Below are 22582 nucleotides of genomic sequence, written 5' to 3'. Positions count from 1 at the left end.
CTGCCAGTACGATGAAATGCACCCACGATCTAAAAAATAAGACGAAGAAAATAGAGAGCGTTCTAGTTTTGGTTTGCAGCTCTAACGCGAAGCGCCAGAGTACTCTCATATATTGTTCGACTGTTGCTCAACTTACGTAGCTCCATCATAGGAAACTCTCTTGGGATTGTCTTGCCGAAATTGGAAACGAACGTACCAATTTTGGTAACTTAAAGCTGAATGCTGTTGCCCGAACCATTCTGGGGAAAAAAGAGGAAACAGGAATAATTATTGATGATTTCGGCATGAGAGTATCCTCTCTCGGTTCGCTCGGCTTGAGATTTCGAGTGCCAGGAGACATCAGGCTCCGAGGGGATTGGAGTCAAGCCACGAGAAAATTGCTGTGTTACACTTTTTAACAAAGGGATGTTTCTGGAAATTTGTTGGCATCTAGCGCTTTGTCAAATGATTGCTAACGGGTAAGAAGCGCGAGATTAAATCCGAACGCGATGCGAAAAAAAGTTAACCTTACCCATCAATTAAAAGTTGATAAAACGCTAGGTTGAGTCAGGTGTGCGAACCCAAGTAAAAATTCGATTTATAGGTCTTGTCTTATGCCCTCTCCCATCGCTCATTCGGTTGCTGGATATTTACTAGCCAAGAGTTTACCAGCCGATCGATTTTCTGAGAATCGAATTCAGAAATGGAGTCTGTATATTTTTTATGCATCTCTAATCGCGGTTGTTGCCGATTTAGATTTTATTCCCCAGTTTGTGACCGGCAATGCATATCATCGTGGTATCACTCATAGTCTAGTATTTGCATTGGGATTTAGTGCGATATCCGCACTCATTGTTAGTGTTTGGAAAAAATTCTCTTACATTAAAATATTTACACTGACCTCAATTTTTTATGGTTCTCATCTACTTTTAGATTATTTCTCATACGGTCGAGGGATTAAACTCTTTTTGCCCTTCGTCGATCGCTTTTTCCGATCGCCCATCATCCTCTTTCCCGGCTTGCACTATTCCCGAGGGCTATTCCATATCAGTCACCTGCTGCCCATTGGTTTCGAGATCGCGATTTCGATCCTCGGAATTGGGGTAGTCTGGTGGTGGAAAAAATCGAAAGCCCGGAAAAATATTGAAGTGTAATCGCACGGTACCCAAATTAGCCTGCCTTACTTCCTTGTTTCTTCGAGGCGATCGTGTTTCACTTGTCAGGTCAAAACTTCAGGCTTATTTTTGAGGTCGATCGCCGCCACGACGATCGCAACGATTACCTGAAGTTGATACCATTCAATCCTGACAGAGTCACTTCCTCTCAATCCCCCGATCTCCTCTAGAAATGAAAGTTTGGCAAGTTGATTTTTACCGTCGTCCTCTCCGGGACGAGACAAACCAGCCGTTGTGGGAGTTTGTTGCCTGCGATCGCGCCGAGGGATCGATCCAGATCGCCTGGTGCCCCCAGTCCAACGCCAACGATCGCTGGCTGGCGCAACAATTGCAACGATCGAGCGATCGACTGCCCGATCGTCTAGAATTTTTTCGTCCCGAGTGCGAGAGTCTCATCGCAGCAGCCGGACGACGTTTGGGAATTTCCGTCGAAGCCACTCGCCGAACCCCACTATTAAAGCAAGTCTTGCAGCAACGGGCGCGGGAATATCCGCAAATGCCTCACTATTCCGGGGAAGACTACCAGCCCATTTCCGTCTATAGACCGGCTCCCGTCCCCGTTCCCGAACAACTCATCGGCGAGCGCTGGCAATTTGCCTCCCTCAACGCCGGGGATATCGAAGGGTTTGGAGATCGTCCCATTCCCGTGCGATCGATGCCCCAGAGTCTTCTACCCTTCAATCTCGGCTTAGCTTCAACCCTACCCATTCCCGGTGTGGCGATCGTTGGCGGGCGCAAATCCAGGCAGTTGGTACGGTGGCTGCAGGATATCCGCCCCGTCTCGATTCATTATATTTCTGGCGAACCCGATGGCATCATTCTCGAAGCCGGGTTAGTCGATCGATGGGTACTCGCAACATTTGCCGATCGAGAAGTAGCAGCGGCGGCGCAAACCTATCAACAGCGTCTCGGGTCGAGTCAGGGCTTGCATTTTCTCTTGGTTCGACCCGACGATTCGGGCATGACGTATAGCGGATTTTGGCTGCTGCAGCCCGCTTGACGCCTCGCAAACCCAGTCAGTGTCACCCGTCAGACTGAGATAAGATCGGCCTGTCCCATCCGTCTGTCTTCTGCCGATGAATACCCCGTCCCACTTTTTGATGACAGCCGCTCTCGAAAAAAGATTTCCCCGCATCCCGATTGCCAAAAGTGCGTTTCTCCTCGGGTCGATCGCCCCAGATATCCCCCTTTATATCCTCTCCATTGGTGGCATCCTCTACTACCACGTCTTTCTCGGTTGGAGTCTGACCGATACCTTTAATTTGATGTTCGATCGACTCTATTTCCACAATCCTCTGTGGATGGCGTCTCACAACCTCCTTCACTCCCCCATATTGCTGCTGCTTGGATTGGCTTTACTCTGGCGTTTCCGTAGCCGGATTGCCTCCCCCAGACATTGGTGGTTTTGGTTTTTGAGCGCTTGTTTGTTCCATAGCATCATCGATATTCTCACCCACGTTGATGACGGCCCCCTATTGCTATTTCCCCTCGAATGGACGACGCGCTGGCAATCTCCGGTGAGTTATTGGGATCGTCGCCACTACGGTCGGGAGTTTGCTTGGTTTGAGGGAAGTTTAGATGTGCTGCTGACGATCTATCTGGTCAGTCCGTGGGTGTCTCGGCGGCTGCGTCGCGGGTGGAAACGGTTTAATCCCGATCGGGATTAGTGCCAAGTGTTATGGCGATCGTTGCGATCTCATCTGACACGAGACCCAATTGCTTGCATTGATACCACCAAGAGTCTTAAGTCAAACTCTCAAGTACGAACAAACATGGCTCGATATACCGGTTCTCCATTGTTCAAGGTGATAATTTCCCGTTCGGTAGGAATCTGAAGGGGGTTTTGCGCCAGCCACTCTGTCGAAGTGCATTGAAAGATCGGATGAGCTGAGAAGCGATCGCGCATTTCTGTCGCGACGGCTTCTACATCCGATTGCAGTACCACCTCGCCACCGGGAACTAGATAGGTTGCCAGGATTTCTACTAAACTCGATTGAACCACTCGCCGCTTTTGATGGCGCTTTTTAAACCAGGGGTCGGGAAATTGGATCGTCACTCGCTTTAAAATTCGATCTGGAAACGTCGCTAAAATCGGTTGCAGAGCGTGACTGACATTGCAAAATAAGAAGTGGAGATTGGGACACCCCGCCTCCTCGCGCCGAGTGTTGGCATCCTTAACCAAGGCTTCTCGAATTTCCAATCCCAAAAAGTTCCAGTGGGGTTGTAAAGGTGCGAGTTCGGACAAAAAGCGTCCCCGCCCGCAACCAATGTCGAGATGGAGGGGTTGGGTGGGATTTTGGTAAATGTTCTCCCAGCAGGGGGGATCGATGGGTTGCTGGTATTTTTGGCTGAGGGGGTTAACGTGTTGGCGAACTCGTGGAAGGGACAATCGCAAAATTCCTCGATCGGGTGAGCTATCGATCGTTATACCATCAATTCTTATGGTTGTAATACTCGATTTTCTGAGATATCAAACGAGACATCAAATCTTTGGGCGATCGATCTCAACTTACATCGACAATTAAGGCGCTGGTTTGTATACTCAAGTCGGACAGCGAAAATCAATCGATAGTGAATTGAGGCGATCTCCTGGAGTTGACCAAATACTATCCGCTCTAAAGCCCCAGACGAATATGTTTTAGAGCGATCGCGTCGGGAGCGAACCTCCATCCCCGCGATCGTTTGTAATGCAAGTATCGGAGCATAACGACATGGAAGAAAGCGGTCAAATTCGACTCAACAAAGCCACCCGAGAATGGGTAATTTACGCACCCAGCCGACGCAAACGCCCGCAAGATTTTCAGCAACGAAGTCAAGAAAAACCAACCCTGGTGAATCGAGTCGCATCTTGTCCGTTTTGCGAGGACGGTCAGCATCAGTCCGAATTGATTCTTTTGGAGTTACTCGACCCCGATGGAAAAGGCTGGCAAACCCGAACGATTGTCAACAAGTTTCCCGCTTTAACTCCCGATAATAGTACCCAACGATCGGAGGCGGGAATTTATATGGCAATGGCTAGCTACGGTCAACATGAAGTGGTCATTGAAAGTCCCGACCACCACCAAACTATTGCCACCATGCCTCTAGCCCAAGTCGAGATTCTCATCGAAACTTACCACCAACGCTACATGACGTTGATGGAAGATCCCAATAATATGATGGCGATTATTTTTCGCAACCACGGTCGTGGTGGGGGGGCATCGTTACGACATCCTCATTCTCAAATTATTGCGACGGGATTTGTTCCCCGCAATCGCCGGATTCAAGAGGAAGAAGCTCAGCGCTACTTCGACCAATGGGGTCGGTGCGTCTACTGCGATATTCTAGAATTCGAACGGCACGAACGCAAGCGGGCGATCGAAGAAAATGATTCGTTTTTTGCTTTCGTTCCCTTTGCCGCAGAAGTCCCTTTTGAGATTTGGATTTTGCCCAAACAACATAAAGCAGACTTTGGCTGTATTTCCCCTCGGGAAAAGTCTGATTTTGCCTCGATTTTAAAAAATATGCTTCTGAAGCTATACGAAAAATTAAATGACCCGGATTACAATTGGGCGATCTACACGGCGGCTCGATATAAAGCAGAAGAACCGCAAGTTCATTGGTTTTGTCAAATTCGCCCTCGACTCACCACCCCTGCCGGATTTGAGATGGGTTCGGGTATTAGTATCAATCCTTCTCTGCCCGAAATTGATGCCGATTTTTTAAAGAGGTAGAAAAAGTCATTCTAAATTCTCTCGTCTATGGCGTTATTTAAAACAATAAAAATTCAGCTTGATTTTATTCACTAATTAATATTTTTTACTGACTTAGAGCAATTTTTGAATTTGTGAGGTACACCCAAATTCTATCTTCTATCTTCTATTCCCTATTCCCAGAATCTCTGTATCTCATGAGTATGAGAAGCGCTATCGTTTATTAAAAAATATAAAGAAATACAAAAAAGAAAGATGCCAACCTCAAAACTTATCCCTATTCATCAATATCATACCGTTCACCAAGACGGCTGGCGCTTCTTTTTTTCAACAAATTCAACGTTAGGACTGGGTTGGATTTACGATAAAATTGCATTCTTCGCCTTTGAAAAACCGCAACCGGGGATGATTCCCGTTCATCAATATCATACTTCCCACAGTTATGGATGGCGTTTTTTTCTCTCGACAAATCCAAATGTGGGAGCCGGTTGGATTCACGATAAGGTTGCTTTTTTTTCTTGGGAAACTCAGCAATCGGGAGCGATTCCCGTTTATCAATATCACACGGTTGGTCCTTATGGATGGCGCTTTTTTCTGACAACAAATTCAGATTTTGGGGCAGGCTGGATTTACGATAAGGTTGCTTTTTATGCCCACCAATACGATTTAAAGAATTGGATGGCATTGAGTCCTAAGATTCACGCAAAACCGCTCAAACAAATTTGCATTCCCACTTCTCACGATACCGCAACGTACAAACTCGGCGATCGTCTAACCATTCCTCCAACTCCCGACACGAAAGCCATTTTAGAACTGCTCGATCGCATTGAATTGCAACTCGCTCGCATCCGGGCAATTCAAAGTGTTATGAATCCGGCAACCTGGCTCAAAAATGAGGCGTTACCGGTCATTAAAGATCTTTCAGCAGCCACTCATAAAAGTATTAAAGAACAGTTAGAAGAAGGAATTCGCGGTTTCGATTGGCGAATTTATTACAACCGAGATGAGAAAGAATATTATTCCTATCACGGTTTAGAGGGAATTCAGATGACAGAAATTTTGGGAGAACTGCGCGAGTTTTTGAACTCGACCCAGGGTGAAATTGTTTATATTACAATGGGTCACTATCAAGGGTTCGATCGCGATCGATATCCCGAATTTGCCAATCTCGTCAAAACTGCACTGCAAGACTACGTTTACCGGCGAGAAATCGATGCTGATGGAACCATTCAAAATCATCCCTTCGATCGCACTTACCAGCAAATTATTACCCAAGATGGTTCCTCAAAATCCCGTGTCATTCTCGTTAATGCCACATCAGACGATTTAGTGTTTTGGCCGATCCAATACAGTCCTCCCGATAGCGGTCCCGAAAATGAGGTGCTTTACGGCTACTACACCCATACGACCGATAAAGATGAAATGTTAAAAATGCAGCGCTATCAGCTCGATATCGCCAGAGAAAAGGGGCTTCCTTTTGCCTTGTACGTGACCCTGACTCCGAGTTTTTCCGATGTTCTCGATCGCATTGTTTTGAGCTTAACTTCAGCACTCGATCGTTTCGCCGATTCTTTGATGTCTAACCCCTCGAAAATTCCGATCGCCATTGCCCTCAAAGCCGTTGTTGCCGGATTAAAAATTGCCGAAAATAAATTTCCCTGGTTTTCCCTCAAGGATTTAAGTGACATTGCTAACGAAGATTTGATTCCTCTTATTTTCGATCGGTTTGTGGATTCTTCTGCCGATCGAAATGAAATTTCACTTCTGTATTTAGATTTTTACGAGACAACTGAAGCCGTTTCTCTCGCAATTTCCTTGAGTAATGAAGAACCATTTCATGTCAGATAATTGGCTGTAAACGCACGAAAAAAGCAGCTCAGTTAAAGCTGCCCGAGTCAGATGCATGAGGTTCTCTTAGCATAGGGGGAACTATCGAGCGCATTGACTCGGTTACCGTTTTTGCAACCGTCCTTATTTCTAGCGCAATGTACGATAATGTGCGATCGACTATGGCGATCGCATCTACGGATTGGCAAATGTATTAATTTCACCGCCCCCAATATAACGACCGGGAATCGAAGTTTCCAAAGCCGAAGACGGTGGAACCGGTTGCTGTTGCTCGAATTGGTATTGAGATGAATAAGGGGAATTATTGGGAGCGTTGGTCTGATACGGGTCGGCGTAGGGAACGGTCGGTTGAGCCGTTGTACCGGAAAAATTATTGAAAGTTTCGTAGTTATAGCTTCCCGGTACGACGGGAGTGGCTGTGGGAAGGTTTCCAGTTCCCCCCGGATAAGCTGTAGCATTTGGCTGAGTCGGCGTTGGAAAAACTGATGAGGAACGCTTCAAATCTGTCAAATTCGAGCCGCTTCGGGTGGAGTAAGGAGATACTGGCACGCTTGTCTGTTGGGAAAATCCGGGTTGCACTCCAACCGGAAGAATCGGTTGAGTCTGCCCGGAGTTAATAAATTGTTGGTCCCATCGCTGGGCGACACTCGGCACTGCGGGAGGAGTATTTGGAGAAACGACCGCTGGGTTTTGGGGTTGAGTTGCCTCAAAAGAATCGGTAGAACCTGCCGTTGGGGAATTGGTACTGGCTTGTTCGAGAGCAGATTGTAGAACATTCGGTAATACCGGACTGGTATAGGGATTCGCGCGTTCGCTTTGTGAGTCCCCGGTATTGAGGGATGTCTCATCCGAATTCCAACTCTGTAAGGGGATATCGGCGATCGGATTCTGGGTTTGAGTCGTTGTTGACGGGTTTCCCACGGAAAAGCGTCCTAAGACATCTGCGGTATCTAATCCTTCTGCGGTAACGCGATCGAACAAACCTTGGGGTTCATCTCCGTTTGACTGGATATTTGGAATTGAGGTTGCAATGGGTTGTACTTGTTCTCGCAAGAGTTCTCTCAACACATCGGAACTTTCGATATCTGCAGCGATTTGACTCTCTTCGGGGGATAGAGTTTCGGCAAGTTCGGGGGATTCTGGAACGGATTCGCGATCGGTTGCCGCATTCTCTCGGTTTTTGAGAGCGTTGACGGACTGCCAGCCCAATACCAACATCAGCGAAACGCCCACCGTCGAGGCCCAAATACTCGGTTTGAATAAAGTGCGGAGTTTTGCTTTGAAGGAACGAATCGATGCCGGTGAATGTCGAAGTGACATGGGTTTAACCTGTGGCTAGTGATAGTATCGCAACGTTTGGAGGTTTGATGGGAATTGAGTGTAGCGTCAAGAGAAAGCGAATCGGACTGTGAGGGCGCGATCGGGTTTGCCGGTTTGGATGCGAGATGGGGAACTGACTTATAACGTTGACTTACACTCCATTTTATCTTATGTGCAATATTTAAGGACTTGCTCGAGCCGTACGATGCTACTGGCGCGCGGCGCGAACCAGTAGGAACGATCCCGCCGCCAACCCCGAAAAAGTGGGCAACCAGGCGGCCATCCATGGTGGTAAAACCCCGCTCAACCCCAGGGCATCGCCGATGGACATGAGTAGATAGTAGGTAAAAATCATCAAAACGCAGATTCCGAAACCCGTAGCTTTGCTCGTGCGTTGGGGTTTGGTTCCCAAAGCTGCACCCACGATCGCAAATGCCAGACAGGCAAATGGTAGTGCCAGTTTTTGTTGGATGCGAATTTCTAACTTGCGAATTTTCTTCTCGCGGCCGCTGAGTTTGAGTACTTCGAGGCGTTGTAAAGCTTGGACGAGATTCATTTCAATATAGTCGCGATCGCTCGTGACAAAATCCAGGGGATCTCGAGGCAGGGGTAATCGGTGGCGATCGAACTGGATGATATTCCGATAGGAACCGTCGGGGGCAATGATATAGATGACACCGTTGGCAAAATCCCAAATATTGTCGGTGGTATTCCAGGTTGCCGACTCTGCGAGGACCAGTTGGTTGAATCCGGGATTCGATCGATCCAAAATTGTCAGCCCCCGCATGGTTTCGCCATCAAATTCTTCGGCATAGAACAGTCGCACCAAAGTATTGACACGATCGCCATCTCGTTCGACTTTCTGAAACTGCGGGAAAATGATGTTGCGCTCGCTGAGGATCGTTTCTTTCCCTTTGAGGGCGCGATCGAGGAGAATAGTGGCTTGGTAATGGGCCGTTGGAACCACGATCTGATCCAGGGTAAAGGTAAGCCCCGTCACGATCGTCCCGGCAATGATGGCGGGCATCACCAGTCGGTAGAGGCTAACCCCACAACTGCGCAGGGCCGTGATTTCGTTATCGCTCGAAAGACGGCTGTAGCCCAGAAGCGCGGCCAGCAGCATCGACATCGGCAAGGATAAAGAAAGATAGTAAGGGAGTTGGAGGAAAAAAACTTGCAGGGCGATGGTGAGGGAAATATCGGCATCTGTGAGTTCCCGCACCAACTCGAAGAGAATCCCGATGGCGACCCCAATCGATGAAAAAGCCCCCACCCCGAAGAAAAAGGGGCCGATCAGCTCGCTGACGATGTAACGATCCATTACGGAAATTCTGGGCATCAAGGAGGCGATCGGATTGGGGACTGGGGACGCGCCGATTTTCATATTTGGGTATTTGTACCGGAGTAAGAGCGGATTCCCACTATTTTAAGGGAGTTCGATTTCCTCGATCGGATTCTCGAAAGTTGCGGGTTCTCCTTCCATCGCCGACATTTCGTCTATTTCTTCCACAATGTCTCGATCGAGTTGAGTAGTCGTCGGTTCGATGATTTGGGATTCTTCTTCGAGTTCTAAGAATACCGGCACATCCAACCCTCGGGGAATCGTCGGATACAAACCCAAATCGGGAAGTTCGATTTCGATGGTTTCGATATCTTCCATTTGTTCTTCCCCAGTTGGCTCGATTTTTTCGATGTCATCCATTAGAGTGAGTTCCTCTTCGGGGAAAGTTCCCGCGTCTAGAGGTTCTTCATCAAGGATTTCGGATGCCGACTCATTGAGGATTTCAGGTAAAGTTTCAACTTCTATCGGTTCCTCGTCGAGGATTTCGGGTAAAGTTTCGACTTCTATCGGTTCCTCGTCGAGGATTTCGGGTAAAGTTTCGACTTCTATCGGTTCCTCGTCGAGGATTTCGGGAAAGGTTTCGACTTCTATCGGTTCCTCGTCGAGGGTGTCGGGTACTGATTCTTCGAGGACTTCGGGTAAAGTTTCCGCTTCTACTGGTTCCTCATCGAGGGGTTCGGGTGCTGATTCTTCGAGGATTTCGGATTCGGATTCTTCCGGCAGTAATTCCTCCTCAGGCTTGGACTCATCTACATATACATAGTTAGGATCGACAATACCTCGTACTTCAGACGCGGAAAGCTCTCCGCGAACGAGCTTCGAGAGAGCATCTTCACCCCCCGGTTCGTAGACGATCGTCCGTACGGTATTGTTGAAGGTATTTTTAACCGGATTGCCAAACTCGTCGAGAAATTCGAGTTGTACCCAATGCTTCCCCGGCGCGAACCCCTGGATATAAATAGGCTGCCAGCGATCGGTCGAGAAACTTTTTCCATCGATCGTCCAGCGAATCTGCCAATCGACGATCTCATCTTCGGTCGATTCTCGGGCAATTAAGTGAAGGGGAGCATTCGTTAAGTAGTAGTCGAGCATAATCGGCTCGGCTCCGTAATTGCCTTGCGGACGCGAGTAGGTTAGCAAAGGCAAGGTGGGATCGGGACGATTGTCGTCGGTTTGAGTATAAATGTGAAATGTGGTTTGGGCGTAAGCACCGTCATTTTTGAAACTTTCGTGCCAGGGAAGCGAAGCAAACACTCTGAGGGTATGAGTTCCCGGAGATATATCTTCGAGAACCAACGGTTCGCTCGGATCGTAAATAGCAATGTAGGGTCGATCGTCGAGAATCACGTTTAGGTAGGGCCCCAAGCCGAATCGATCGTCTTTGAAGGTTGGTAAATCCCGGACTTGGAGCTGCACCGTAACGGTTTCATCCTCTAAGACGGTATCGGGTTCGGGAGAAGTAATAGAGACTTGCGGTCGATAGAAGTCTAAGTCGCGGCGTAATTCTTGGAGCGTTGCAGGTGGAGAGACTTCGACAATTTCGGGTTTGGGTGGCTCGATGGAGGATGCTCCCCCGGTGGAACCACCTGCCGTGCCATCGCTACATCCGATGGCGCTTGAAGAGATCGCAACGACCGCTAGAAATACGAGTAATGTCCGGATCGTGTGCCACGGCCAATTCTTTCTCGACACGCTTTCTTTATACTCCTTAGATTCCGAATCTTGTCATTGGGGAATGGCGGGGTTCGGATCTTGCCACTTCGACGCTGGGTGCGGAAGAGAAGCCATCGAGCTTGTCCGCACTTCGCACTCCGACAATTGTTTGATGCCAGAACCGCTTATGTCACTATATCGGAAAAGCTAAGCTTCCCCGTGAAGGGTCACAGATCGACACCATGAATAGGGCGATCGTTATTATCTCAATAGAAGTGTCGCTATTAATTGAACGTATCAAAATATTTAATTTAATGACGTTTTTAACTTTTGTAAACTAAGTTTAACTTTATGCAACATCCCCAAGATTTGACTTGACTTTTCCAGTTAGATCGGCAGGATATTTCTTTAATTCAGTTCTCAATTTTTTTGATTGAATTCTGGTAAGGTAAGCCCTATAATGACAGACGTGCGCTTTAAACGCGAGATTCATAAGGCTTCGAGTCCGACTCTCGCATAAGTTGGGATTCGCAAGAAACATTTCCTCTCTAAGGCAAAATTTGCCGACAACAAAATAAAAGATAAAAAGTGATTACGTGGAAGTAACTCAATTAGGAGTTTACAAAACTTGCTACCCATCACTTCGCTGAGAGGAAAATCATTGCTGTGAAGATTGCGTTTAAGTGTTGTTCAATTCCTCATTTCATATTCAGAGAGAGAGGAGAAACTCAATGACGATTAGTCCTCCAGAGCGGGAGGCAAAAGCGAAAGTCAGTGTCGATACCGATCCGGTGCCTACTTCATTTGAAAAATGGGGAAAGCCAGGTCACTTCGATCGCACTTTAGCTCGAGGTCCCAAGACCACAACTTGGATTTGGAACCTCCATGCTGACGCTCACGATTTCGATAGTCAAACTAGTGACCTGCAAGATATTTCGCGCAAAATTTTTAGCGCTCACTTCGGTCACTTAGCTGTTATTTTCATTTGGTTGAGCGGTGCTTATTTCCATGGCGCCCGCTTCTCTAATTACGAAGCTTGGCTGAGCAACCCGACGGGTATCAAGCCAAGCGCCCAAGTTGTGTGGCCCATTGTCGGTCAAGAGATCTTAAACGGCGATGTCGGTGGCGGTTTCCACGGCATCCAGATTACCTCAGGGCTGTTCCAGCTCTGGCGGGCTTCTGGCTTCACCAACGAGTTTCAGCTCTACTGCACTGCCATCGGTGCATTGGTGATGGCTGGTTTGATGCTGTTTGCCGGCTGGTTCCACTACCACAAAAAAGCTCCAACCTTAGATTGGTTCCAGAACGTGGAATCGATGATGAACCACCACCTCGCCGGTTTACTCGGCTGCGGTTCTTTGGGTTGGGCGGGACACCAGATTCACGTGTCTTTGCCGGTCAACAAATTGCTCGATGCTGGGGTAGCACCGAAAGATATTCCCCTACCTCACGAGTTCATCTTGGATTCGAGCAAGATGACCGAGTTGTACCCGAGTTTTGCTGAGGGTCTCAAGCCGTTCTTTACCCTGAACTGGGGAGTTTATTCAGACTTCCTGACCTTCAAGGGTGGCTTGAATCCTCAAACCGGTGGATTGTGGCTCTCAGATACCGCTCACCATCACCTGGCGCTTGCAGTGCTGCTGATCGTGGCCGGTCACTTCTACCGCACCAACTGGGGTATCGGTCACAGCTTCAAGGAAGTTCTAGAAGCCCACAAGGGTCCCTTCACTGGCGAAGGCCACAAGGGAATGTACGAAATCTTCACGAACTCCTGGCACTGCCAGTTGTCCTGGAACTTAGCGTGGATGGGTTCGCTGTCGATTCTTGTCGCCCATCACATGTATGCGATGCCTCCGTATCCGTACATCGCGACAGATTATCCCACCCAGTTGTCTCTATTTACCCACCATATGTGGATTGGAGGCTTCTTGATCGTGGGTGCGGCCGCTCACGCTGCCATCTTCATGGTTCGGGATTACGATCCCGCCCAGCATGTGAATAACCTGCTCGATCGAGTGCTCCGCCATCGGGATGCGATTATCTCGCACCTGAACTGGGTTTGCATTTGGTTGGGCTTCCATAGCTTTGGGTTGTACATCCACAACGACACCATGCGTGCGTTCGGTCGTCCCCAAGATATGTTCTCCGATACTGGCATTCAGTTGCAGCCGATCTTTGCCCAGTGGGTACAAAATATTCACGCGGCAGCTGCCGGTGCGACGGCTCCCAATGCCTTAGCAAGCGTCAGTCCTGCATTCGGTGGCGATGTCGTCGCCGTCGGTGGCAAAGTCGCCATGATGCCCATTACTTTGGGAACGGCTGACTTTATGGTGCATCACATTCATGCGTTCACCATTCACGTCACCGTCCTGATTCTGCTCAAGGGCGTTCTCTTTGCCCGGAGTTCTCGTTTAGTTCCCGACAAGGGTCAAATCGGTTTCCGATTCCCTTGCGACGGTCCCGGACGAGGTGGTACTTGCCAAGTTTCAGGTTGGGATCACGTTTTCCTCGGCCTGTTCTGGATGTACAATTGCATCTCCGTGGTGATTTTCCACTTTAGCTGGAAGATGCAATCCGATGTTTGGGGTTCTGTTTCCTCCGATGGTACGGTTTCCCACATCGCCAACGGCAATTTCGCTCAAAGTGCAATTTGTATTAATGGCTGGTTGCGCGACTTCCTGTGGGCGCAAGCCTCTCAGGTGATCACATCCTACGGTTCGGCTCTGTCGGCCTATGGTTTGATGTTCCTCGCCGGTCACTTCGTGTTTGCTTTTAGCCTCATGTTCCTCTTTAGCGGTCGCGGCTACTGGCAAGAACTGATTGAGTCCATCGTCTGGGCTCACAACAAGCTGAAGGTTGCCCCCGCAATTCAGCCTCGCGCCTTGAGTATCATTCAAGGTCGTGCAGTTGGTGTTGCTCACTACCTCCTCGGAGGAATCGTGACCACTTGGGCATTCTTCCTGGCACGGATCATTTCAGTCGGATGATAGCGAGGAGGAACTAGTAGAAACTTATGGCAACTAAATTCCCAAAATTTAGCCAGGATTTGGCTCAAGACCCGACCACTCGTCGGATCTGGTATGGGATTGCAACAGCCCACGACTTTGAAAGCCATGATGGCATGACCGAAGAAAATCTTTATCAAAAGATTTTCGCTTCTCACTTCGGTCACCTAGCCATTATCTTCTTGTGGACTTCAGGCAATCTATTCCACGTCGCCTGGCAAGGAAACTTCGAGCAGTGGATTCAAGATCCGCTCAACGTCCGTCCCATCGCCCACGCGATTTGGGACCCCCAGTTCGGGCAAGGCGCAGTTGATGCGTTTACCCAAGCTGGAGCTGCGAACCCCGTAGATATTTGTTACTCCGGTGTCTATCACTGGTGGTACACCATCGGCATGAGAAGTAACGGCGACCTATACCAAGGCGCGATCTTCTTGCTGCTGCTGTCCTCGGTGTTCCTATTTGCGGGTTGGCTGCACTTGCAACCCAAGTACCGTCCGAGCTTGGCTTGGTTCAAAAATGCGGAGTCCCGCATGAACCACCACCTTGCTGGCTTGTTTGGAGTTAGCTCCCTTGCCTGGACCGGTCACTTAGTTCACGTCGCCATTCCCGAGTCTCGGGGTCAGCACGTCGGTTGGGATAACTTCCTAAGCACGATGCCTCACCCGGCTGGTTTAGCGCCGTTCTTTACGGGCAACTGGGCTGCTTACGCCCAGAATCCCGATACGGCAAGCCATGTATTTGGCACGTCGGAAGGAGCCGGGACTGCGATTCTCACCTTCTTAGGTGGTTTCCATCCCCAAACTGAGTCCTTGTGGCTTACGGACATGGCGCACCACCATTTGGCGATCGCCGTCCTCTTCATCGTTGCTGGTCACATGTACCGTACCAACTGGGGTATCGGTCACAGCATGAAGGAAATCATGGAAGCTCACCGTCCGCCTTCTGGTATGCTCGGTGACGCTCACAAGGGAATGTACGACACGTACAACAATTCCTTGCACTTCCAGTTGGGATGGCACTTGGCTGCTTTGGGTGTGGTCACCTCTTTGGTGGCACAGCACATGTACTCCATGCCGCCCTATGCCTTCATTGCCAAGGACTACACCACCATGGCAGCGCTCTATACCCACCACCAGTACATTGCTGGGTTCATCATGTTGGGTGCGTTCGCTCACGGTGGAATCTTCTTGGTTCGCGACTACGATCCAGATGCCAACAAGAACAATGTTCTCTCGCGGGTTCTAGATCACAAAGAAGCGATTATCTCCCACTTGAGCTGGGTCTCCTTGTTCTTGGGATTCCATACCTTAGGCTTGTACGTCCATAACGATGTGGTTGTTGCCTTTGGTACCCCTGAAAAGCAAATCCTGATCGAACCGGTGTTCGCTCAGTGGATTCAAGCCGCTCACGGTAAGGCTCTTTATGCCTTCGATGTCTTGCTATCCAACCCGGATAGTATCGCCACCACCGCTTGGCCTAATAACGGAAACGTTTGGCTGCCGGGTTGGCTCGATGCAATTAACAGTGGTTCGAACTCTTTGTTCCTGACCATCGGGCCTGGCGACTTCTTGGTTCACCACGCGATCGCTCTGGGTCTTCACACCACCACCTTGATTTTGGTCAAAGGTGCGTTGGATGCTCGCGGTTCAAAGCTGATGCCGGACAAAAAAGACTTCGGTTACAGCTTCCCCTGTGACGGTCCCGGTCGGGGCGGTACTTGCGACATCTCTGCTTGGGATTCTGTCTACCTGGGAGCCTTCTGGATGCTCAACACCCTTGGGTGGTTGACGTTCTACTGGCACTGGAAGCACCTGGCCGTGTGGCAAGGCAACGTGGCTCAATTCAATGAGTCTTCAACTCACTTGATGGGTTGGTTCCGAGATTACCTATGGCTGAACTCCGCCCAGCTTATTAACGGTTACAACCCTTATGGGGTCAATAACCTATCGGTTTGGGCTTGGATGTTCTTGGCCGCTCACTTAGTTTGGGCAACCAGCTTCATGTTCCTCATCTCTTGGCGGGGTTACTGGCAAGAGCTGATCGAAACGCTGGTTTGGGCGCACGAGCGTACGCCTCTTGCGAATCTGGTTCGCTGGAAGGATAAGCCCGTGGCATTGTCCATCGTCCAAGCTCGTTTGGTGGGTCTGACTCACTTTGCAGCGGGTTACGTCTTCACCTACGCAGCGTTCTTAATTGCTTCGACGGCTGGTAAGTTTGGTTAACAACTTCCACTTGTCGGTTTAATTCGCTGAATTAATTGAAAACCCCCAGTCTAGGAACTGGGGGTTTTTTGTATTTGTAAAGAATTCAGCTTAGCTGAAAACCAAATCAGTTAGAAAAACAAAGCGTTAAGCTTCACTCTCGATATGGATAAATAGAAGACCCATTATAACAACAGGCATTAGCCAGCAGGTTACGGGAATCATAATCCAGGGGAGAAAAGATGCTGCGTAGTCACCGGTCATTTGAAAAACGCTCCTAAACTTAGTGTTTCACGGATTGAATGAAATGCGTCAGTTAAATCTAGTTAACTGAACCTCGGAAGATGGAATCGACGACCTCAAAATTTTGCAGCAGGAAGAAAGCAACGAAGGCTCCCCCCATACCGCCAACAAAGAAGCCAGCTGTTAACTGACTCCAGCCATCAGCTGTTTTGAGGGGATCGTCTCCCTGTGCAGCATCTCCTTGGAAGGAAACAATTCCGTACACGGACAAACAGACAGTGGCCAATAGCAGCAATGCAAGCCCGGAAATCAATCCACCCAACGCAGCCACTTCCGAATCCCGTAAAGGACCGAGTACCGTCCAGGGACCGATGATGAAATAACCGTGGGCCATGCCAATTTCTAATCCCCGCAAAATGGGAGATAGACCTTTACGATATGCAGGTAGATTGCCAATGAAAGCACGGGTAAATGCCGAATCGCTGATTGGGGTTGATAGATGACCGACTAATGGATCGCCATTATAGGGCTGCACCATTTCTGTGTTTCTCGGATCGCTCATACGTGTATTTCCTCTCTTTAACAATTCTCGATCGAGACCTTAAGCTAATATTTTAGGCAAGTTGGGGTAGCTGAGTCTCAGAATTCGGGAGGAACTTTAGAAAAGTTCACTCATTTTAGGTTGCTCGATCCCGATTCTAGAGCTAGCAAACTCCTCTTTTTCTAGCCATTTTCGATCGCCAGGTCTATCCCCTGACGAACATCTAGGTGTTGGGAGATAAAAATCTATCCGATCGATCGGTCAAAAAAAGATTACAAAACTTTGCAAAGCTAGATTAAAATATGTCGATAAGTGCTATGCAGAAGTCTAGAGATTTGCTAGTGTAGCTAATTCTAGCGTTAATAAAAACGCGCTCGTCAATTAAAAGTCCAGTAAAAGTCCAGAGAAATTTTCATCAGGCGCGCGATCGCCCCTGGTAAAGACGAGTTAAGTACGAGTTCCAATGATTCGCGTTCTTTCTCGCTTCTGGAAGCATCGTTCTTCCTGTTTCGGGCACGTCTATCGATTGGGTCTTATTAAAGCTACACTAGTCAAAATGCGAACTAGCTCGAGGATTGAATCTCCAAGCGAGTCAAAAACGATAATCTGTATCGAGTCTCTGGTCTCTGCACGGTTAGGGGATTTTGGAAAGGCAGACGGCTAAAAGATCGTACCTGTGCGCTCGGGTCGTGCAGGGTCAATATCGCAAACTAGAATTTAATAATTTCAGAAGGTGAATGCGTTATGGCATCGACAAAGTATTCTCGATTAATTCGATTCTTAGAAGACGATCTCGCACTACCCGCTGACTCTCTAGCGGTAGCCATGCGCCACCGCGAGCAAGATCCCGGCCCGTTACCCATGATTCTTTGGAAGTACGGTTTCATTACCATCGAACAGTTAGACCGAATTTACGAATGGCTCGAAACGGCATGATGATACTTACGCGCTGATGTTGTGCTTATTTCTCAAGATCGAGATGATATCGAATCAACGTGAATCTGACCTAAAATGGCTCTGAGTCGATCGTAATCATCTCTGAGTAAGAGGCTGAGAGTTCGTCCTGCTTTAACCAACCAATCCCGATCGGCCCCTCGAAGTTGATAGACTTCTCGAATCACCGCAGCGATGAGGGCATCAACGGGTGCGCCCATCATCTGTACCAAAGTTCTTAAAAAATCGAGCTGTTCGCTAAAGCCAATCGCTTCTTCAGGCATACAGTAATAAACAGCCTGATGAATTTGGGGCGGACGGGGTGGGATGTATTGATACACAACACCAGTACTCGGGCCCAGATCGCTGGACTGTGCTGTGGATGATGAGACGAAACCGATAATAGCCGCCCGGAACTCAGTTTTAAGCATGGCAAAAATCTGCGGTTGCTGCTCTCGCAAGTCATCGAGAGACAGACCCAAAGCTCGTGCCCGGTGGACAGAATCGATCGGGCTAGTGGTTGCATGGTAAACCACGGCGTAGACATGATTGCCCGATTCTTCATCCATGGCTTTGACCCAACTACCAAAGGGCGGCATTGCGGGAAACGTCAGATCTTCAGGTTCTAAACATTGAGCCAGAAATTCCGTTGTCGATGTTTCGATAACTTCAGCGAGGTGGTTGGGGTGTCGCTCACTGGCAGAAAATTGGGATAGCGGAAGACGCATAGCAGTTGAGAAGGGATGGGGAAATGGGGAGATAAGAGAAACCATTGACCGGGTCGAACCCACACTTTATCTTGACAGATTGTTATTCACTCCCACCGTTCGAGAAATACTTGGGGAGAATCCTAGGTATTTGTTTCGCTCTTGACAGACATCCTCGCGTTCTCCCCCACCACATCTCTTTTTAGCTTTACTCCTTACCCATATTCCTATTTTCTGTTCCCTGCCGCTAAAACAAGGGAGTCTAAATATTGAGTGTTATTTTTTCGGGCGTCCGGCTTTGGCATCGACGAGTGCCAACTCAGACAATCGAAAGGTAACGGAGTGATCCCAGTTGCCCCCTTCAAACAGCACCGAAGCTTTCCCATCGCTCACTCGTTGCACGAGTCCTTGGAATTGATAGTAAATATCGTTGGTGTTGGTCACGCGAACCGCAGAACCGGGTAGAATCATCGTTTTTGTGAAGAATTATCTTTCTATCTAATAGCTTACCGCTAGTCGAGTGAGTTGAAAGCCCTCGTTAAAATGCAAGGGGTGCAAAGGACGTATCGGGCGAATCGCTTCGCCAGGCGATCTCGCTTAATTGTAACGAATCATCCAAGCTTGACATAAGATCCTTTTTAAGACCAGATATTGCATCATATGTCAAGGGTTTTCGATGAATTTATCCGCACGATCTTCTCGATCTCCGAACAGGGGGAGAGACAGCGTTTTCCGGATGGAATATCGTGGTTCCTGAATGGGTGAAATATACACAGTTGAATCGATCTTCGTCCGCCTGGGCTATTGGGAACGAATACGCAGCTTGTGACGGACGATCGCCCGCAACCGATTCGTGACAGAATATCGATTTGTAAAAGACTCTCAAAAATGGAACATCAATGTTGGGAAAACTCAAATTGCCAATTGATAGAACGAGCCTTTTTTCCGGCTTCTCGATCGCCTCAATTGTCTTGGGATTAACGATCGCCCCATCGATTTCTGCCGAAACAGCATCGACTCCCAAACCGAAAAGTTTTCTCGAATGGTGTGTCGATCGCGCCAATCTTTCCCCCGAAACCCAACAGACGATCGACGTTATATTTCAAAAATTTGAAACCGATGATTGCGATCGAGCAAATTCCATCTTAGCTGAAATAACCGAACTAAATCTCAGCGCTCGATCCCTCTCCGATATTCGGCCCCTCGCCTCGCTTACCCACCTCAAACGCTTAGATCTGAGCAACAATCAAATTGAAGATATTACCCCGATTGAGAATTTAACGAACCTCACCCATCTCCTCCTCGCCAACAATCAGATCGAAGATATTACGCCAATCTCCGCTCCAAATTCGATCAAGCTGAATTTAGATAACAATCAAGTCTCCGACCTGACTCCCCTCAATACTCTCACCGAACTTAAAACACTTTTTTTAAATCACAATCAAGTCTCCGATCTAACCCCTTTGAACGCTTTGGTGAAGATGACGACCCTCTTCATGAATGATAATCACATCTCCAGCCTTCAACCGTTAAATTCAATGGTCGAACTGCGGACTCTTTCGTTGATGAATAATCGCATTCAAGAAATTGCACCCTTGGCTTCCATGACGCAAATGTACGAACTTCACCTCGATGAAAACGAAATATCCGATCTGAATCCCCTCAGTTCGATGGCGATTCTCAACGAACTGTATCTCAATGGCAATGAAATCCGCGATATTCGCCCCCTTGCCAGCTTACAAACCGTGACCGAGCTATATATTAGAGACAATCAAATTGAAGACCTCACTCCACTCCCAGAAATGCTCAAATTGAATTGGGCAGATTTTAAAAATAATCAAATTGAAGACCTCGAACCCATTAGCCCGATCGAGACTTTAGTTGGGATCGTTCTTGCGGGTAACCCCGTTGCCACCGATAGAGAAAATCCCACCTGCCCGATCGTTCCCGAATCCGTCTGCCGCTTTCAAGAGTGAGTCATTCCGATCGTTCCAGATTCCGATCGAGCGCGATTTCGCTCACTGTCGTGAGAAAATTGACTTTTTTCTATAGCAATTCTCGCACCTTGTGAGGTGTACCCAAATTCCATTTCCTATTCCCCGTTCCCCGTTCCTGGCCACTGAGCCTGTCGAAGTGCCCGTTCCCTAAATCCAGAAATTTTAGAGATAGATGTTTCGATGTTTCTGTCATCTCCAACTCGATTTAAGCCGATCGCGCCGATGCTTGGTTTAAGCCGATCGCGCCGATGCTTGGTAGGATATCTACTTAGTGTTTGTGCTTGATGTTTGTATTTGATATTTGAGTGCCAAGCACCAGTCATTCGTTGGTTGCCGTAGTCGAGGAGAATATCAGGTGAAACTGGTAATTTTAGGAGGTCCCGGAGCGGGAAAAGGAACTCAGGGCAAGCAACTGTGCAGCCATCTAAACATTCCTTGGATTTCCACCGGAGAAATTTTTCGAGGGGCGATCGCCGCCCAAACGAACCTGGGTCTTCAGTCTGCGCCTTTTGTGGAAAAAGGGGAACTCGTACCCGATACGATCGCCATCGAATTGATTCGAGAGCGTCTCACCCAACCCGACGCCCAATCGGGATGGCTTCTCGATGGCTATCCCCGCACGGCATTTCAAGCCGAAGAACTGGACTTTTTGCTCGACGATTTGGGTCAACGCCTCGATTGGGCCATTTGGATCGATGTTCCTGTATCCGTATTAATGAGTCGATCTCTAGAGCGATCGCGCGCCGACGATCGACCCGAAATCGTTCGGCGACGGATAGACCTGTTCCACCAACGCACCATCCCGATTACAGAATATTACGAACCCCGGCAAAGGCTCCTGAGAATCGATGGCGATCGACCGCCAGAATCGATCGCTCGAGGACTTCTTGAAACCTTGGGATGTTAACCGTTCACCACTGGGAAATTAAATGTCTTGGCAACGTCCTGACGGTCGCAAACCCGACCAACTTCGTCCCATTAGTTTCGAGCGAGATTTTACCCGCTTCGCCACCAGCTCCGTCCTGGCTCGCTGCGGCGATACTCAAGTGCTGTGTACGGTTACGATCCAACCGGGAGTGCCGAAATTCCTGCAAAATAGCGGCCGAGGCTGGCTGAGTGCAGAATATCGGATGTTGCCCGGAGCCACGCCACAGCGCCAATCGAGAGAGTTAATGAAATTATCCGGTCGAACTCAAGAAATTCAGCTGCTGATCGGACGTAGTTTACGAGCCTCTCTCGACCTTGAAGCCCTCCCAGAGCGGACGATTCTCGTGGATGCAGACGTTCTGCAAGCCGATGCGGGAACCCGAACCACATCGATTACCGGTGGATTTGTCGCCCTCGCCACGGCACTCGATAAATTAGTGGAACGAGGGGAGTTAGAGCGATCGCCCATTCGCCACCCCGTCGCCGCCGTTTCCGTTGGATTATTGGATGGAAAACCTTTCCTAGACCTCAAATACGAAGAAGATGTGGCCGCCGAGGTGGATTTTAATGTGGTGATGACCGCAGACTTAGAGTTCGTCGAAGTGCAGGGAACCGCAGAAGGAAAAACATACAACCGATTGCAGCTCGACGGATTGCTCGATCTCGCGAGTCGGGGAATTGAGGAATTACTCGTCGCCCAACGTCGTGCCATCGAATCGTGAATTTCGGCGATCGCTCACTTCCGATAGAATAGGAACAGACAACTTTACAAATCTTGAGACAATCTCTCAGGTTTCCCATTGAGTATGGCCTTTTTTCGTCAATTTGTAGCTCCGGCGTTAATTGTTTTAGTCTTTCTTGTGGCTTTAGTCGCGACGAGCGCTCGCATTTTTCTCCCAGAAGGGTTGAGTGCCCCCGCACCGGTGGAAGAGTTTGCCTCCCCGGAAAAAGCCGCCCTCAGTTCGAGTCTTCAACCTAGAACTGAGGGTGCTTTGGCGGTCTCGAGCGCAGTTACCAAT

General features: G+C 48.7%; 20 protein-coding genes. 12 read left to right on the top strand and 8 right to left on the bottom strand.

The genetic code is table 11. From position 1 onward, the window contains the following. Positions 1 to 593 precede the first annotated feature (593 nt). From IQ235_RS00840 to IQ235_RS00830, 3 genes are all read left to right on the top strand, one after another. Positions 594 to 1133, top strand: a complete 540-nt coding sequence (locus IQ235_RS00840) for a metal-dependent hydrolase (RefSeq protein WP_264319602.1) — start codon at positions 594 to 596, stop codon at positions 1131 to 1133. Positions 1134 to 1326: 193 nt separating this feature from the next. Beyond that, positions 1327 to 2154 (top strand): Tab2/Atab2 family RNA-binding protein, encoded by an 828-nt coding sequence (locus IQ235_RS00835; protein WP_264319601.1) that lies wholly within the window; start codon positions 1327 to 1329, stop codon positions 2152 to 2154. Positions 2155 to 2230: 76 nt separating this feature from the next. After that, entirely contained in the window at positions 2231 to 2821 is a 591-nt protein-coding gene (locus IQ235_RS00830) for a metal-dependent hydrolase (protein WP_264319600.1), read from the top strand. An 89-nt stretch (positions 2822 to 2910) separates the two neighbouring features. Here IQ235_RS00830 and trmB read toward each other — a convergent pair whose 3' ends face one another. After that, positions 2911 to 3543: a tRNA (guanosine(46)-N7)-methyltransferase TrmB gene (gene trmB, locus IQ235_RS00825; RefSeq protein WP_264319599.1), complete on the bottom strand. Its 633-nt coding sequence runs from the start codon at positions 3541 to 3543 to the stop codon at positions 2911 to 2913. 298 nt (positions 3544 to 3841) lie between these two features. Between trmB and galT the strand changes: the two genes are divergently transcribed. Then, positions 3842 to 4867 carry a galactose-1-phosphate uridylyltransferase gene (gene galT, locus IQ235_RS00820; RefSeq protein WP_264319598.1) on the top strand — a complete coding sequence of 342 codons (1026 nt, stop codon included), beginning with the start codon at positions 3842 to 3844 and terminating at the stop codon, positions 4865 to 4867. Between the two features lie 234 nt (positions 4868 to 5101). Beyond that, the gene (locus IQ235_RS00815) at positions 5102 to 6694 is read left to right on the top strand and encodes a PI-PLC domain-containing protein (RefSeq protein WP_264319597.1); all 1593 of its coding nucleotides are present in this window, start codon (positions 5102 to 5104) and stop codon (positions 6692 to 6694) included. 174 nt (positions 6695 to 6868) lie between these two features. On the opposite strand, the gene IQ235_RS00810 is transcribed toward IQ235_RS00815, so the two are convergent. From IQ235_RS00810 to IQ235_RS00800, 3 genes are all read right to left on the bottom strand, one after another. After that, a complete protein-coding gene (locus tag IQ235_RS00810; RefSeq protein WP_264319596.1) occupies positions 6869 to 8014 on the bottom strand; it encodes a hypothetical protein in 1146 nt (381 codons plus the stop codon). A 208-nt stretch (positions 8015 to 8222) separates the two neighbouring features. Beyond that, entirely contained in the window at positions 8223 to 9398 is a 1176-nt protein-coding gene (locus IQ235_RS00805) for an LptF/LptG family permease (protein ID WP_264319595.1), read from the bottom strand. Positions 9399 to 9440: 42 nt separating this feature from the next. After that, positions 9441 to 11048 carry a hypothetical protein gene (locus tag IQ235_RS00800; RefSeq protein WP_264319594.1) on the bottom strand — a complete coding sequence of 536 codons (1608 nt, stop codon included), beginning with the start codon at positions 11046 to 11048 and terminating at the stop codon, positions 9441 to 9443. A gap of 692 nt (positions 11049 to 11740) precedes the next feature. On the opposite strand from IQ235_RS00800, the gene psaA reads away from it, so the two are divergent. Together psaA and psaB are read left to right on the top strand one after the other, a co-directional pair. Next, the gene (gene psaA, locus IQ235_RS00795; RefSeq protein WP_264319593.1) at positions 11741 to 13996 is read left to right on the top strand and encodes a photosystem I core protein PsaA; all 2256 of its coding nucleotides are present in this window, start codon (positions 11741 to 11743) and stop codon (positions 13994 to 13996) included. Positions 13997 to 14022: 26 nt separating this feature from the next. Next, positions 14023 to 16236: a photosystem I core protein PsaB gene (gene psaB, locus IQ235_RS00790; protein WP_264319592.1), complete on the top strand. Its 2214-nt coding sequence runs from the start codon at positions 14023 to 14025 to the stop codon at positions 16234 to 16236. A gap of 126 nt (positions 16237 to 16362) precedes the next feature. Here psaB and IQ235_RS00785 read toward each other — a convergent pair whose 3' ends face one another. Continuing rightward, on the bottom strand, positions 16363 to 16479 hold the full coding sequence (locus IQ235_RS00785; RefSeq protein ID WP_264319591.1) for a photosystem I reaction center subunit VIII: 117 nt from the start codon (positions 16477 to 16479) through the stop codon (positions 16363 to 16365). 58 nt (positions 16480 to 16537) lie between these two features. Then, positions 16538 to 17020: a photosystem I reaction center protein subunit XI gene (locus tag IQ235_RS00780; protein ID WP_264319590.1), complete on the bottom strand. Its 483-nt coding sequence runs from the start codon at positions 17018 to 17020 to the stop codon at positions 16538 to 16540. A 723-nt stretch (positions 17021 to 17743) separates the two neighbouring features. Here IQ235_RS00780 and IQ235_RS00775 point away from each other — a divergent pair. Next, entirely contained in the window at positions 17744 to 17935 is a 192-nt protein-coding gene (locus IQ235_RS00775) for a DUF2949 domain-containing protein (RefSeq protein WP_264319589.1), read from the top strand. A gap of 32 nt (positions 17936 to 17967) precedes the next feature. Here the strand turns inward: IQ235_RS00775 and IQ235_RS00770 are convergent, their stop codons facing one another. Further along, on the bottom strand, positions 17968 to 18660 hold the full coding sequence (locus IQ235_RS00770; protein WP_264319588.1) for an HAS-barrel domain-containing protein: 693 nt from the start codon (positions 18658 to 18660) through the stop codon (positions 17968 to 17970). A gap of 255 nt (positions 18661 to 18915) precedes the next feature. Beyond that, positions 18916 to 19110: an NAD(P)H dehydrogenase subunit NdhS gene (locus IQ235_RS00765; RefSeq protein ID WP_264319587.1), complete on the bottom strand. Its 195-nt coding sequence runs from the start codon at positions 19108 to 19110 to the stop codon at positions 18916 to 18918. A gap of 446 nt (positions 19111 to 19556) precedes the next feature. On the opposite strand from IQ235_RS00765, the gene IQ235_RS00760 reads away from it, so the two are divergent. The 4 genes from IQ235_RS00760 to IQ235_RS00745 form a co-directional block, all read left to right on the top strand. Beyond that, positions 19557 to 20615 carry a leucine-rich repeat domain-containing protein gene (locus tag IQ235_RS00760; protein WP_264319586.1) on the top strand — a complete coding sequence of 353 codons (1059 nt, stop codon included), beginning with the start codon at positions 19557 to 19559 and terminating at the stop codon, positions 20613 to 20615. Between the two features lie 376 nt (positions 20616 to 20991). Then, positions 20992 to 21543, top strand: coding sequence for an adenylate kinase family protein (locus tag IQ235_RS00755; RefSeq protein ID WP_264319585.1), 552 nt, complete (start codon positions 20992 to 20994; stop codon positions 21541 to 21543). Positions 21544 to 21565: 22 nt separating this feature from the next. Then, positions 21566 to 22285 (top strand): ribonuclease PH, encoded by a 720-nt coding sequence (rph, locus tag IQ235_RS00750; RefSeq protein ID WP_264319584.1) that lies wholly within the window; start codon positions 21566 to 21568, stop codon positions 22283 to 22285. A gap of 84 nt (positions 22286 to 22369) precedes the next feature. After that, the coding region (locus IQ235_RS00745) for a DUF8624 family small hydrophobic protein (RefSeq protein WP_264319606.1) at positions 22370 to 22582 on the top strand (213 nt) is incomplete at its 3' end.

Source organism: Zarconia navalis LEGE 11467 (assembly GCF_015207075.1).
Classification (GTDB): domain Bacteria; phylum Cyanobacteriota; class Cyanobacteriia; order Cyanobacteriales; family Geitlerinemataceae; genus Zarconia; species Zarconia navalis.
The sequence above is the reverse complement of the archived record's forward strand: the minus strand, read 5'-3'. Positions and strand labels throughout refer to the sequence as shown.